Raw genomic sequence first — 15,221 nt, forward strand, 5'->3', positions numbered from 1 at the left:
GCACACATAGTGAATTTGCCAATAGACGCTACCATGCGTTAACGACAGACCCATCTCTTTACACCCCATTACCGTAGCTCTACGTTATCAAAAAAGCCCCGTCTGGCTAATACAGCGCAGACAAGGGCTTGGAATGTACACTATGCAATTATTACAGATGGCAATGAGTTAGTTCCATATAGATAGCGACCACTTCGGCTCGCTTGTCCTTACTCTTGCTCGATCAGGCCATACTTGCCGTCGTTGCGCTTATACACTACATTCACTTCTTCATTGTCGATGTTGGAGAATACAAAGAAATTATGTCCAACCATATTCATTTGCAGAATCGCTTCTTCCACATCCATTGGCTTCAAGAGGAAACGCTTGGTACGCACGACCTCCAGATCATCATGATCCAGCTCATCAGAGCTAGCGGAGCCATTCGTAACCGGCTCTTCTACAAACAGCGTCTTCAAGCCACGATCCTGGCGGAATTTGCGGTTCAGCTTTGTTTTGTGCTTGCGGATCTGACGTTCAAGCTTGTCCGTAACTGCATCGATGGATGCGTACATATCCTCACTTTCGTCTTCGGCCCGGAGTACTAACCCCGGCAAAGGAATGGTAACTTCTACGGTGTGAAGTCCTCTTGTGGTGCTTAACGTGACACTTCCATCAGATGTTGGGGGTGCATCAAAGTATCTCTCAAGTCTGCTAAGCTTTTTCTCAACATACTCTCTCAAAGCGTCAGTAACCTCGATTTGTTGACCTCGAACTGTAAAGTTCATAAGACACGCCTCCTTTGCTCCTTCATTATACCACAAGTGTTAAGCTGGAGTAAAAGCCATGACGCGCATTTCGAGCAGTTTGTTAAAAGAAAAAATTATTGCGTTCACATCTTTTCTTTTGTGTAATTTCGACATTTCATGAAAGTTTTCTTGACACGAAGAAAGCATTTTCATAATAGATTCATAGACTCAAAACATATAAAAAAACCCTGGAATCCTGTTCCAGGGTTATTGCTAGCGTTGTCTAAATTGCTAACCATCTTACCAATTATGTAGGTCGGCCAAGCCGGGATGATTATAATTTGATTACGTTAGCTGCTTGCGGACCACGAGCGCCTTCAACGATATCGAATTCAACGTCTTGTCCTTCTTCGAGGGTTTTGAAGCCTTCAGATTGGATTGCGGAGAAATGTACGAATACGTCGCCGCCTTCGGCTGTTTCAATGAAACCGTAACCTTTTTCTGCGTTAAACCATTTTACTTTACCTTGCATGCACTAACATTCCCTTCGTCATCAAATGAAGTGAAGCTCTCGCCCACATTTCCGACTATACCATCCAAGGTTATCCATTGTCAATTGGAAATGTAAATGTTTTTTTGTAATATAATGTCACCTTAATGTAGATGTTTGTCGAATACGTGAAGCTGAAAAGTACACTCTAAGCAGAATAACCCAGGATGCTGGGAACTGAATCATAAAAATAACAATATAGTTCACTTTTTTTACAGGACGGATTGTAATATGAAGTGCGACACCTACTGGAAATAAATATACCAAAGAGCCCATGGCCGGATTCGTGTAGAATGAAAGTTCCCCAACCCCATTCACACAAGGAGAATCCACCATGAGCTACACACATCTTAGCATAATCGAACGTAGCAAGCTAGAAATCCTCCACCAGCAGGGGAAAAGTACCAGAGCGATTGCCAAGGAACTTGGCAGACATCATGCCACCATTGGCCGTGAACTCCGCCGTAATGTAGCAGAGCATCCGTAATGCGCACAGAACTCTCAAGAGAGCTATGTCCAGCTCTCAGCGTCCGAAAGAGATTCGTAACCGGGAACCTTCGGCCATTGGGATCTGGATACGGTGGTCTCGGGCCGTGGGAAAAGCAAGGGCTGCGTAGCTACGTTCATCGAACGAAAGACCCGTTTGTACACCGCGATTCGTATGCCAGACCGTACCGCGTTGTCCATGGAGATTGCCTTTGGGGTAGCGGCTTCGCAGTACCCTGCCCATGTGTTTCCAACCGCTACCGCAGACCGTGGCAAGGAGTTCTCCTGTTACACCAACCTGGAGGCCATTCATGGGGTGCAGGTGTATTTTGCAGATCCGTATTCCTCTTGGCAACGTGGTTCGAATGAAAATACCAATGGCCTCCTGCGAGAGTTTTTCCCCAAGGGGACGGATTTCGCACAAATCACGGATGAAGCTCTAGAAAACGCTCTGCACTTGATCAATCACAGACCACGTAAATGTCTGGACTGGAGAACCGCTCACGAATCCTTTTCAGAGGAACTGTCGCACTTGGCTTGACACTCTGTCACAGATTAATATTAATGCCCTACCAAGGTTCACTTCAGACTATCTATAGTTACTTTGTATATCATTAATTAGAGCCAGTACTTCATGATTTTTTGCCTTGATTTTTTCTAGAAATACTAGTGCTGTTGCTGGGTCATTCTTTTCAATCCATATCACATAGCCTAAATTGAATAGGACATCTGAATTATTCTCGTTGATTTCGTAAGCCTTCTTAAGCAATGGAATTACGAAACCCTTTCTACCCTCAGACCAAAACATAACTGCCATATCAGATAATATTTGGTCCTTCTGTCCTCCACTAAGACATGTCTCGACAAATTGTGCAAAGGAATCAAAGGACACATTTAAATCTTTAGCAAATTCTACAACTTCCACAATTTTATCCATGGTAGGAGAGGGATTAAGCGCCTCGATATAGCCCTGCAGTTCACTCAGAACATTATCAAACTGCTTTGAGTACACATCAATAGGTACAAAAGAATGATTTTCCCTTACAATTGAGAAGCTCTGTTCAAATCGTTCAATTACATTGCTAACTCGATAGCGGCTAATGGATTCGACACAATTTTCTGCTGAAGGCAATTCAGTAGCTCCACTAAGGATTCCCTGCAGAATATCTTTAAGAGCCTGTGAGTCTCCTTTCGGAAACAACCACCCATTAATCCCATTTTTCACAATCTCATTAGGGCTTCCTACTTCTGTACAAATTACAGGAACTCCTCTAGATAGTGCCTCTATAAGCACCATACCGAACCCCTCATAGTCGGAGGAAAGAACCAGTGTAGACGCCTCATTGATTTCAAGCCATGGCTCCTCCTTCCATCCTTTCCAGTGGACTCTATCTGAAATCTTCAACACTTCCGATAACTTTTTTAGAGATTGCTCGTCTTCTCCCCCACCAATAATATCCAGACTCCATGCTCCGGAAAGCATGCTCAAGGATTTAAATAATACATCCAATCGTTTTGAATGATTTTCAATTCTGCCAATGAATATTAATTTAATCTCACTTTGAGTCGGTCTGGGTATCAAGGGGAAATCCTTATCAGGTATCGGGTTGCCTACATAGTACACTTCTGCATCATTTCTTAATGTCTCTCTAATATTGTTTTGCAAAGATTCGGATATTGCTAAATGTGCATCACTGTACTTTAATTTCTTCCCCCCTCCAAATGCCTCTAAGGGGCCATGAAGCCAAGAAAGAATAGGCGGTCTTTTTTCCCCATAAAAACTTAGTGCCAATCTGCAGATCATACTTAGTGCTGGCGTATGAGTAGCTAACACAATATCTGGACGACCAATCTGGTCTAAAAGATTGCGGTAGCCAAGAGAATAGCGAAAAATGTCAATTTCCCCCGTGAAATTTTCACCAAGACTATCGTTACCTTGATCATAATATCTGATTTCAGGCAGTGTAGTAGCCCACTCTTCGTAATCAGGGGAGGACATTTGAAATACACGTGGTACATGTCCTCTTCTTTTAAGTTCTTGGGTCACTAATGTCAGAACTGTCTCCAAACCGCCTCTTCCCATTGCCTTTCCCAAAACAATATCAACAATCATGCCCATTCCACCGATCTGGAGAAATATAATTTTCTAGAGAACATTTTATTTGTTTAAAAATTTCTTCTTCTTTTCCATCACTTAATTCTAAATTACATATCTCTTTCATAACATTGGTTCCTATTGTTTCCTTTATCTCTTCTACTAAATTTGAAGAAGCTGTCCAGATTATATCAGCATAATTAATGAAACCTGGATCACTATATATGTTAATTGAGTTCTGTGTCAGAAATACTATAGGAATCTTATGCAGGGTCCCTACCTGCATTCGGCAATAAAAGGTAGCATGGGGATGGAACGCTATCATAATATCCGCTAAAGGAAGCTCGCTCAAAACCTCACAAAACCCCATCGCCTTCTCTGCAATATACTCTGTTTTCATTTTTCTTTTCCCCTGCAAATAATAATAATTTATTTTGTCGAACATCTCCATTCGATGTGGCTGGCTCCGTTGATTGGGTGCAAAAAACTCCACAATATGTCCCTTTGAAGACATGAGTTGTGCCAGCTTATTAACGGACTCAAGCTCATCTGTATTGTACACTTCTTCCAAAACAAAATAGATCCTCATGCTTACCCCACTCCTGTCATCATCTAGCTAATAGACGAAAAGCTTTCTTTTCAAAGACAAACAAAAAGAGTGTACTTTTATCATGAGATACACTCTTAATTGCTTAAGCTACTTTATTTATTTAATTGAACTCTATCAAGACAAAAGGATAAAAATCTACTGCTGTGATCTCTTTTAATGTAGCTGGTGTAGGGTCGCCTTCAGCATTCAGTAGAAACAATTTCCCTCCATGAACATTCAGAATGTCGCTCAACAAATAGATAAAAGGTTCCGCTTCTCCGCCTAACATAGGCTTATTCCATTCAAAACTAATTTTACGGATTTTTTTACTTTTAATGGAGTCTATAGCCCCCAAAAAGGCTTGATATTCCCCGCCTTCAATGTCAATCTTCAATAAATCAATTCGATCGATTGCTTCCAATTCACTATCCAATGTCACAGCCTCAACTTCAATACAAGTAAATTGATCTCTTACCAGTTCATCCGTCGGTCTCTCATTTATAGAAGAGTAGCCGTGGAACCTCTCAGATGTCTGAAATTGTAGCTGCCGATTTTCCGAATATATAGCCTTGTTTACCAATGTTACCTGATCAGTCAGCCAGTTCATTGCTATATTATCCTGAGCAAATGAGTACATTTCAGGATTAGCTTCATAACCTATTACTTTACCGCTAGTTCCTACCAATTTCGCAGATAGCAAGGTAAAATAACCCACATTTGTACCCACATCGACTACAACATTTCCTGGCTTCACATGCTTGATGAAATACTTTGTTAAAGGTGCCTCGAAAGCTCCGCTTGTAACAAGAATTGGCATGAGGCTATAGTCATTTGATGAGATTGTCAGCATTGCATTAAATGCTAACTTTACGAGCATTTTATTATTTCCAATATACGTTCCGTGCATAATTCCACCTCGATGCTTAAAATTAGTTGTTATTCAAATAGTATTCCGGTCTGTTATTAAAGCTCTCATACGCCCACGGAGACACTGGTGTGAACTCCGACATTAGCTTCAAGCTTTTTCCCTTAATGTCTTGATCGCCCACTTTATCTGCTAGTAGATACATTTTAAGAGCTAACTCATAACTGGGTTGAATGTGGTTAGCTTCAAGATAATATTGATAGCTATCTCCAAATTGCTGCGCATCACGAAGCAAGTCACCCGCCATTATAAAAATTGCTACTTTCTCAGAATTTTCTCCAGGCTCCAACAAAGCTTGCAGCCCTAATTCTGTAAATTTAAATTTATACAACTGCTTGGACAGCTCTAAACGAAGAACAACCGATTGAACTTGCGTCATCAAATATTCGATAGTTTCATACTCTCTGAGCATTAGCAAATCATAACAGAGATTTGAGAAATGCTGGATGAGCTCTCGAGATAGCGAACGTTTGTCTAGACCTACTATCTCTTCTCTTTTAACGATTTTCAGCATAAGATTCTGTTCTTTTTGACGGAGATTTGCAATGTGACTAAAGCCTCTATAGAAATCTGCATCTTGTGTCACCACAGCCAAAAAGAAAATATCTCTTAAATGAAAGCTTGTAACATCTGGATTGCTCGTCCAATTTAACTTAGCTGACTCATACTCTCCGTTCAACTGCTTAAGCCAAGCCGACACTCCTGCATCAGCCTGACTGGATGAGGATTCACCTGACAATTTCAAGAACAATGGATTTCTCAATTGATACAAGGCCTGCATAACTACGCCTGCCTCTTCGACTGAATGAAGTGAGTACAATGAGTGAAGACCTTTTAGAAGATCATCCCAATCCGAGTTCGAGAACATGTCCAACCAGATTTTAAGAGAAGCTACATGAACACTGTTCTGCCGAATACTTTGTGAGACATGGTTCAATGCTTTCTCTCGTTCCTCTAAAGCTAGGTAAACGTTGGCGAGATGCGCATGCGCCATATATGAACCAACGCCTTCTAGAGAAGAATACAGGAAATCTTCAACCTCTCCCAATTCAATACACTTTAGAAAACATTGCTCTGCATCCTTCCAATAATGCAATTTTGCATATATGGTGCCCAAATAGTAATGATAATCGGTATATTTGGGATGGAGTGGGATAGAATCATTTAACACATTAATCGCATCCCCATACCGCTGCTGCTCTGTTAAACATTGAATGAGGTAAATAATCAGTTTAGGAATAAAATTTTTATCCGGACCAAGTGCGTAAGCCTTTTTAAAGGCCTCAATTGCTTTTTCAGGCTCCCGTGCAACCTTGTACTGCGTCCCTAGGTTGAAGTAGCCAAATGCCGTTGGCGCTTCCTCCAACTCCTTCTCAATGATCATCATGTTACGTGATTTTTTACTTTTCCCTTGCATGACTACCTGTGTATACCCATCATGGTTAATGTATACTTGCAAATTACCCCCTTTGTCATCAGGGAAGTCCAAATGATTAATTTGCTCATGTATATAGCCTTCATATTTATAGCCGACACTTCGTTTAAATAATCTAACAAACGAATGTGTATCAACTACACCCGCTCGAATAACGTTCCGAATTCTTAAGAAATAATAAGACCTATTCAGCAAATCAAGCAGTTTGCTCTTTGAAGCATCTTCAAGCCACTCATCAGCATCTAAAGACAGAACGTAATCACAGGATGCAAATTGAAGTGCATAGTTCCGAGCATTGGAGAAATTATTATCCCAATCGTAATGATATATTTTAGCCCCGAATCCCTCAGCAATTTCTACAGTTTTATCTACAGAACCAGTGTCCACAACAATGAGTTCATCAACGATTCCTTGAACACTTTCTAAACACCTCGCCAAGGTTCTTTCTTCATTCTTCACAATCATACATAATGATATTGTTTGATGTTTCACTTTAGCTGCTCCTCACTAATCCAAGATCTCAAGCCTTTTAGTAGCCTGAATAAAGCCTTGCTTCGCACTCGCTGCATAATACTCCTTGGCTCTTTCGATCTGACCTGTAATTTCAAAATAGATGCCCAGGTTGTATAATGCTCTATAGCTACCTACCCCGGCAACAGTCTCGTAAGTCCCAGACCGAACCTCCCCCAGTTCCAAACAACTATAATAGATATTAGGGATACTATGGAATTCTTGCACATTTCCTGATTCAATAATTGAAGAAGCTTGTATAAAATATAGATCGGTATAGTTAGGGTATTTTTCTAGTGCTTTCCCCAAAATATTTCGCAGCTCAAGCCATTTTTTTTCTTTTAGCAAACAATAGCAATACTGTAATACTACGTTGGGAGTAAATGTGTAATCATATGCCTCTTCATTCATTAACAAATGATAGGACGCTGCTAGGTACTCATTAGCCTGACTATAATCTTTGGCTACGTATAGCGTTTTGCCAATTTGAAATAATACATAAGGATCCTGCGGGTAATCATTTAGCTGTTTCATTAAAAGCCGTAGATTTCTGTCTGTCTTTTTCTTCTTTTCTAGAATTGATTTCTTATATCCTTCGTGTAATACAGTAATTTCCGTATCCATACCTGATACAGATTCATCTGAACAATATAGTTGTTCGTGAATGCTCCCCCTATAACTGTACTGACCATTGTTAGGAATTAGTCTAGTAATATAACTCACAGAGTTCTCGCCCTGATCGAGTTCGTTTATTATTTTTATCCGTCCGGGCATCCTGTGCTTTGCCTGAATATATCTCTTTAGGTCTTCTCCCTTCCCCTGATACCTTTCATCCGCATCTATCATGAATATATATTCTTCCTGCGCCAGTCCAAGAAGATGATTTCGTGCCGCTGCAAAGTCATCCAGCCATTCAGTTTCAAATACTTTAGCTCCACAAGTACGTGCTATATGTACGGTATTATCCTGGGAGCCTGTGTCCAATACGATGACCTCCCGAACATAAGGAGTTACAGAACGAATAGTCTCTGCGATTAAATCCTCTTCATCCTTGGTAAGGATACATGCACTAATTGGTAACAGGGAACCCATGCTATTTCCTCCTTCGTATGTATAACAGAAAGGAGCCCTCACGGACTCCTTCTTATTGTAGTGCAGTAATTACTTATACTCAAACATTAATGTTCCGGTCTCTTGACCATCAGGATTGATCACCTTAATAGGTACTCCCCCTGCCGCCGGATTAGCTGGTGTACGGAGACGTACCCGCGTTGCACTAATAAAGCTAGCTGCGTAATTCACACCATCAATATTAACAACTGCGCCATTTATAAAGTTCTTACCATCGACATACAGTAGTGTTCCTCCAGCCACTGGACCACTAGTAGGTGAGAGACTTGTAAGTGTAGGTGCAGGTATAGCAGGTGGTGCATCATATACAAATTGAGCAGTAACTGACGCGCCAGTAGGATTAGTAATCACAATATCTACAGGACCCGCTGCAGATCCAACTGGAGTTCTAAATCTTATTCTAGTGTTACTTACATAGTCATAACTAATTGGAGCCCCTGCAAATGTCAGAGTAAGACCTGACTCCAGATAGTTTCCATCTACATACACCATTGTCCCTCCAGCCAAGGGTCCATTTCCAGGTGAGACACTTGTGATCTCTGGCTTGGCTTCTTCATACGTATAGGCATTAGGTAATGTGACTGACTTCCCGTCTGGATTGGTCAGCTTTATGCTCACAGTTCCAGCTACATCTGAAGCAGGAGCCTTAACTCTCACTCTTGCTTTACTAACATATGCATATAAATCAATCTCTTGTGAGCCAAAACTTACTTTTGCATCTTTTTGAAACTCTTCCCCGTAAATATCAACAACATTTCCACCCTTCACATTCCCAACTGCCGGGGATATGGAGGTGATAACAGGATCTGGAAGTACAGGAGGCGCATCATACGTAAATCCAGCTGTCAAACTAGCCTCTTTATTATCTGGATTCACCACTCTAATATCAACCGGTCCAAACGTTGTAGTCGCAGGTGTACGGAATCTTAAGCGAGTAGCATTAATGAAATCCGGGTTGAATTCCGTGATATTGGAGCCTTGAATCCAGAAGAGCTTGGCACCCTTCTGATAGTTAGCTCCATCTACATAGACTAATGTACCACCGGTCATTGGACCATTAGCCGGGCTAACTCTACTAACTACTGGATCCGGAAGCGCCGGAGGTACAGTATAGGTGAAAGCTTTTTCCAGACTTGCAGATTGTCCATCTGGATTGGTTAGTTGTATATCTACACTAACTGGCTCATTCCAGAATGGTGTACGCAATTGCAGCCTAGTTGCAGAAACATAAGAGTAAGTAGTATCTGCTCCCCCAAAGTTTAGCTTCGCGCCCTTCTCAAAGTTGGCGCCATCGATATAAATCAAAGTATTTTCATCCATACGGCCAGTGTTTGGTGTCACAGAACTGATTGTTGGTCCTGGCGGTGGAGGCGGTGCAATGTACGTATACGCTTGCGTTAAGCTTGCTTCCTCTCCACTAGGGTTTACCACTTTAATATCTACTTTCTCTTCTTTATCCCATACTGGTGTCTTTACAATTAAAGCTTGGGCAGAACTAAATGTAACGGAGGAGCTTTCAATATTATTAAAATACACCTTCGCACCTGTTTTGAATTCTTTCCCAGCCAAAGCTACAGTCTCGTTACCAATTGTAGATCCTTCTGCAGGAGTTATCGATAGCAACTCCAACTTTGGTGGCTCATCATAATTAAATGCTTTTTCTAGAACGGCTGAAGTTCCATCAGGATTCTCAATCGAAACGTCTACTGGTCCCCAGGTATCGACTGCAGGAGTTTTAACATATAAATAACCAGAGTTATTGAATGTGATTGAAGACGCTGCTTTGTCTCCAAACTTCACCTGTACGCCCTTCATAAAATTCTTGCCGTATACCTTCACGTTTGTCCCGCCAGCTATCGGTCCATTCTCGGGAGAGATACTGGTGATCTCAGGGATAGCATAGTAGCTGTATTCAGCAGTTGCTGACTGATTATCAGGGTTCACAAGTTTTACTTGAACCGGCCCTTGGGTTCCGGCTGGAGTAACTACTGTTACTTCCTTATCACTAACAACATTCACATTGGTGCCTAATAGGTTAAGAAAGTATATTTTAGCACCAGGAAGGAAGTTCTCGCCAGTGATTGTCACCGTCTCTCCACCTGCAATGAGACCTTTATTCGGCGATACGGTTGTTATGATCGGGGCCGGATTTTTAACTTCAAGGTTCGCAGAAGGGATTTTATAAGTACGCGTAGCACCTGTGTAGTCTTTATAGGTAACCACAGAAGCAGTTGTTGTCACAGGATAAGTACCAGCAACTCCTCCTTGCTTTTGGCGTATTTTATAGGTGAATGATAAAGTATCTTTCTTGAGCTCCAAGAAATTCCATGTTAGTGTATTCCCATTTACCATTGGTTTTGGTATATTATTATCATAGGAACCAGGAATGATCTCAAAATTATCACTTACAATGTCATTGACAACGACATCATACGCACTGGCTAGGCCGATTTCTTCTACAATGGCTGCATAGATTTGAGCTAATCCGGTTGAACCTAAGACAAAGTGGTGATGATGCGAGGTTGTCGCCATATCTTTCAGCAGTTTGTTGGGACCACTTGAATCTGGATTGTCTGATTTACCCAATAGTGCAATGGTGTAGAAGACAATGCCTGCATCTTTTGCTTCATTCGCCTTTTTCAAAGTGTATTCATATGCACTGAGGCCGTCTCCTGCTATGGTCGCGTCACCGTCTGTCATCAGTACAATGACAGGCTGAGCTTCAGGTCTATGATTTGCCAAGAGCTCTTGGGCTTTAGCAATTGCGGCACCGGTTCCAGTCCCACCATTAGCCGTGATTTTATCAATGTAGCTCTTAGCGGCCGCTGCATCAGTTGTTAGCGGGACCCCCTCAAATGCTCTGTCAGAATAGTCTACGATACCGACCTGATGCTTTGTTAGATCCATCAAATCAATGAACCCTTTGGCAGCTGCTTTAGCGCTGGCCATTTTATCTTCCCCATCCTTATTATAAGGTGGAGACATACTCCCTGATCTGTCAATGATAAGAATAACATCATTTGGTTTAACAACATTTACTGGTGGAGTCCCCTTAAGATTGAGGGTGACTTCTGCTTCTCCCCCTACCAAAACACTTGTTGGCTGCACCGTCTTGGAAGCGGACACATAGTTGGCAGCCTCCGCTGTGGAAAATGGGACTATGCTTATCCCTATAAAACCAATAAGCAGCATAATAAATAATCTCTTCAAGCTACTCATACAAAACCTCCTACTAAAGTTTTTTATCAAAGAAGTAAGAATCCGTAAATGCAGGGGTGTCATATTGCTGCGATATTTTGGGAGACATGTTACGTTTGACTTCCATCTGCTTCATATCACTGGACAATAAAGATTTCATAGAGTCATTCAGCTGAACTAGATCATGTAAGCTTTCCAGTTCTTGTTGGTTATACGGCCCTTCAGTGGCTTTCAATTGCAGGATGTCGAATAATTCATCTATCTCCGCTTCCTGCTTCATGAAGTTCTTCGCATCTCCACTCTCTAGAATCTCCTCATACATCCATTTCAATTGTTGCATCACATTATAACGTTCCATATCAGTTACCTTTTCCGCTTTTGACCAACTGAACAGCCTTTTTCCAGGTTTCTGCAAACCCTTTTGCAAACTCAATGACTGAATCCAGCATTTCTGGTTGTTTATTAACAGCAAACTCATTCAGTTGAGACAGGTAAAACTGATACAATTCACGAAGTTGCCCTGCAATTTCATAATCGTGATTTAAAGTACCTAGCAATTCGTATAGTATAGCTCGTGCTCCATGAACACGTTCCAGCATTTCAGCTTCTTGATTTTTTACCATATGCATCTTGGCCATGTTCAGCTTACGGTACAACTCTTCATATAAAAGGAGGGTCAGGTCACCCGGGCTTGCTGTCTCTACTTTAGTTTTTAAATACTGCTGTTGATAATTCGGTGTAATCATATCGTACCGCTCCCTTTATATAAAAAGTTGATCGAAATTAGAACTAATGCTGAATTAGCCTAGCCACTCAACTGTGACGTTAACCATGAGCCTTTGTTATTAAGCTTCTGTAAAGATAGCTCCATCGCTGTAAATTGCTTAGTATAGCGCTCTTCAATAGTAACTAATCGGGATTTCAATGTGAACATACGCTTATTAATTTCACCGATCTGCTTACCTATCTGGCTATTGTCTTCGGCATCTGATACAGTTCCTGATCCAATACGCTTAATAATCTGATTGATCTGCGTAGTTAATGAGTCATAAAGTCTCTCGCCATAACCTGTCTCATTATAGTAATTTGGATCTTTAGAGTCCAGATCACTAGTCTTTGTGAAAAGGTCCATAACACCTTCAGGATTCTTGGTTATCGCATCCTGAAGTTTTGCTTCATCAATTTGAAGCTTGCCCAGTTCACTGGTCAATCCCTTTGAATAAGACTTGAAAGTGATGCCAATATCCGATAATGAGTCCATTTCAGAAGGAAGACCGTCTACCTTTTTAATCAATGAACTTCTTAAAGAAGAAAGGGTATTCTGTAGGATATCATCACGATAAAGGAGACCCTTTTTTGCTTTTTCTTCCCAAAGCTCAATTTGCTTATCTGTCATACCCTCCTTTTGCTCTTCAGTCAAAGGGGTATAACTACGATTGGGAACAGCCTTTATTTTATCATTTGCCTGATCAACAAGTTTATTGTATTGCTCTACAAAGCCTTTTACTTGATCAACGATAGCAGTAGTATCTCTTGCTACTGTAACAGATACTGTCGATGTGGATACTCCTTTAAGGTCAAATCTCACACCATTGAATTCAAAAGAATTGTTATCAAATTCAAGGGTTTGTCCATTTAATTGAACTTGAGCGTTTGTACCTGTTACAGGCGTAGCAGCACTAACTCCAAATACCGAAGATGCAAAGCCGCCCGCATCATTAATTTGAATAGAGGCACTAGAGCCAGTGCTATTGGTAGCCATCATGAAGCGACCATTAATGCTGTCATAACTCATGGATACGCCGATATTAGCAGCATTAACCTGCTTCATCACAGAATCATAGGTGGAGTCTGCAGTCACATTAACAGTTGTTGATCCTTTTGGTCCTACGATTTCAAAGGATCCTGTTTGATTAATTTGGGTTTTAGTGTCGACTTTCACACTATTGCCTGCTACAAAAGCACTTGATGCCAGTTTATCAACCTTGAGGGAGTAACCACCACTTGTTGCTGCTGCAGAAGAGGTTGCCGTTACAACACTTGAATCACTGCTCGTTGCTGTCTGCTTTGTAAATGAGGACGAGAACCGTAGTTTATCCGTTAACGTACGAATAGAAGTTAGCATCGTGTTCATCTCACGATATTCATCACGTTTCCAAGCAATGGTTTGCTTTTTCTGTTCAAGTTTGTTCAACGGCATTCTTTCCACTTGCATTAACTGCTTGATGATCAAATCTGTATCTAAGTTAGATACCATCCCAGTCAATTTTATCGTTGAAGCCATTAATTACACCCCCTACCTTCTTAAGTTCGTTCATCCAGAAACAAACCAACTTGCTCACATAGATTGATTACAAGATCCAAGTACTTCTCTGGAGGTATTTCTCTTAACACCTCATCAGTTTGTGTATCTATTACCCTCACAATATATTGACTGCTTTCTTTATGCATTGACCACTGAAGACGGGTATCCAATCTTTGAAGCACCTTATTCCCATGCTCAATCAGATCAGAAAGCCGCTGCTCTCCAATAGAGGCTACATTTCCTAACAAGGAATCCTGTTGACTGTGAATAGTATTTACACTCTGACTTGCTGAAATGTTACCCTGTATCGAGAGAGACTTGTCTGAAAACGAATCAATTCGCATCCATTCAGCCTCCTAACATAAACTTATAAAAAGAAGCCGACCGGATAATCCGGCCGGCTCCTGCGTTAAGCAATTGATTAACGAAGCAACTGCAGAACGCCTTGCGGTTGTTGGTTCGCTTGAGCCAACATTGCAGTAGCAGCTTGTTGAAGGATATTCGTTTTAGTAGACTCGGACATTTCTTTCGCCATGTCTACGTCACGGATCCGGGACTCAGCAGACTGCAGGTTCTCGGAAGTAGTTCCCAGGTTGTTGATCGTGTGCTCCAGACGGTTTTGTACAGCACCCAGATCGGAACGGATTTGGGATACAGTGTCAATAGCTTCCTGTACAATAGTCAGGTTAGCAGCAGCCTCAGCGTTAGTTCCAGCTGTAAGGCTTGTCAGAGTATCCAGTGCCAAGGAACCAGTATCAGCAGCAGCCAAAGACAGAACGATAGTGTCGCCTTCATTTGCACCTACTTGGAACGTTAGAGCTTGACCAGTAACACCTGCACTCAACAGATCTTTAGTGTTGAACTTTGTTTGAGTCGCGATGGAGTCGATTTGCTCAAACAATTGAGAAATTTCTTTATCGATTTTCGCGGAGTCAGTTGTTGTCAACACTTCGTTCGCTGCTTGGTTATACAGTTCGCCCATACGTTGCAGCATGGAATGAGTTTCGTTCAAAGCACCCTCAGCAGTTTGGATCAGGGAGATACCGTCAAGAGAGTTACGGTTCGCTTGCTCCAGACCACGGATTTGGTTACGCATTTTCTCGGAGATTGCCAGACCAGCTGCATCGTCAGCTGCACGGTTAATTCTGTAACCGGAAGACAATTTTTCGAGAGATTTTGCTTGAGCATTGTTGTTCGCAGTCAATTGACGTTGAGTATTGTAAGAAGCAATATTGTGGTTAATACGCATGATAAAATTCCTCCTTGGAA

At 41.5% G+C, this 15,221-nt stretch carries 13 protein-coding genes and 1 pseudogene; 1 reads left to right on the top strand and 13 read right to left on the bottom strand.

Annotated elements, in window-relative coordinates; translation table 11 throughout:
• Positions 1–209 precede the first annotated feature (209 nt).
• Together hpf and K331_RS0106785 are read right to left on the bottom strand one after the other, a co-directional pair.
• Positions 210–767, bottom strand: coding sequence for a ribosome hibernation-promoting factor, HPF/YfiA family (hpf, locus tag K331_RS0106780; RefSeq protein WP_028589693.1), 558 nt, complete (start codon positions 765–767; stop codon positions 210–212).
• A 295-nt stretch (positions 768–1,062) separates the two neighbouring features.
• Positions 1,063–1,260, bottom strand: a complete 198-nt coding sequence (locus tag K331_RS0106785) for a cold shock domain-containing protein (protein WP_018887618.1) — start codon at positions 1,258–1,260, stop codon at positions 1,063–1,065.
• Positions 1,261–1,612: 352 nt separating this feature from the next.
• On the opposite strand from K331_RS0106785, the pseudogene K331_RS29055 reads away from it, so the two are divergent.
• Positions 1,613–2,305 (top strand): annotated as a pseudogene (locus tag K331_RS29055) (IS30 family transposase).
• Positions 2,306–2,353: 48 nt separating this feature from the next.
• Here K331_RS29055 and K331_RS29060 read toward each other — a convergent pair.
• The 11 genes from K331_RS29060 to K331_RS0106845 all read right to left on the bottom strand — a co-directional run bounded on the left by K331_RS29060 (position 2,354) and on the right by K331_RS0106845 (position 15,201).
• A complete protein-coding gene (locus K331_RS29060; RefSeq protein ID WP_051289688.1) occupies positions 2,354–3,877 on the bottom strand; it encodes a glycosyltransferase in 1,524 nt (507 codons plus the stop codon).
• The gene (locus tag K331_RS0106800) at positions 3,867–4,448 is read right to left on the bottom strand and encodes a hypothetical protein (RefSeq protein ID WP_028589694.1); all 582 of its coding nucleotides are present in this window, start codon (positions 4,446–4,448) and stop codon (positions 3,867–3,869) included. Before K331_RS0106800 ends, K331_RS29060 begins: the two co-directional genes overlap by 11 nt.
• 121 nt (positions 4,449–4,569) lie before the next feature.
• Positions 4,570–5,355, bottom strand: coding sequence for an FkbM family methyltransferase (locus tag K331_RS0106805; RefSeq protein ID WP_028589695.1), 786 nt, complete (start codon positions 5,353–5,355; stop codon positions 4,570–4,572).
• A gap of 22 nt (positions 5,356–5,377) precedes the next feature.
• On the bottom strand, positions 5,378–7,300 hold the full coding sequence (locus K331_RS0106810) for a glycosyltransferase (protein ID WP_028589696.1): 1,923 nt from the start codon (positions 7,298–7,300) through the stop codon (positions 5,378–5,380).
• Positions 7,301–7,315: 15 nt separating this feature from the next.
• On the bottom strand, positions 7,316–8,410 hold the full coding sequence (locus tag K331_RS0106815) for a tetratricopeptide repeat-containing glycosyltransferase family 2 protein (RefSeq protein WP_028589697.1): 1,095 nt from the start codon (positions 8,408–8,410) through the stop codon (positions 7,316–7,318).
• A gap of 69 nt (positions 8,411–8,479) precedes the next feature.
• Positions 8,480–11,668 (bottom strand): IPT/TIG domain-containing protein, encoded by a 3,189-nt coding sequence (locus K331_RS0106820; RefSeq protein WP_028589698.1) that lies wholly within the window; start codon positions 11,666–11,668, stop codon positions 8,480–8,482.
• A gap of 13 nt (positions 11,669–11,681) precedes the next feature.
• Positions 11,682–12,005, bottom strand: a complete 324-nt coding sequence (locus K331_RS0106825) for a hypothetical protein (RefSeq protein WP_028589699.1) — start codon at positions 12,003–12,005, stop codon at positions 11,682–11,684.
• 1 nt (position 12,006) lies between these two features.
• Positions 12,007–12,393: a flagellar export chaperone FliS gene (fliS, locus tag K331_RS0106830; protein WP_028589700.1), complete on the bottom strand. Its 387-nt coding sequence runs from the start codon at positions 12,391–12,393 to the stop codon at positions 12,007–12,009.
• A 59-nt stretch (positions 12,394–12,452) separates the two neighbouring features.
• Positions 12,453–13,931, bottom strand: a complete 1,479-nt coding sequence (gene fliD, locus K331_RS0106835; RefSeq protein ID WP_028589701.1) for a flagellar filament capping protein FliD — start codon at positions 13,929–13,931, stop codon at positions 12,453–12,455.
• A gap of 20 nt (positions 13,932–13,951) precedes the next feature.
• A complete protein-coding gene (locus tag K331_RS30915) occupies positions 13,952–14,296 on the bottom strand; it encodes a flagellar protein FlaG (RefSeq protein WP_051289690.1) in 345 nt (114 codons plus the stop codon).
• Between the two features lie 77 nt (positions 14,297–14,373).
• Positions 14,374–15,201 (bottom strand): flagellin N-terminal helical domain-containing protein, encoded by an 828-nt coding sequence (locus K331_RS0106845; protein ID WP_028589702.1) that lies wholly within the window; start codon positions 15,199–15,201, stop codon positions 14,374–14,376.
• Positions 15,202–15,221 lie beyond the last annotated feature (20 nt).

Source organism: Paenibacillus massiliensis subsp. panacisoli DSM 21345, assembly GCF_000426545.1.
GTDB lineage: Bacteria > Bacillota > Bacilli > Paenibacillales > Paenibacillaceae > Paenibacillus > Paenibacillus panacisoli.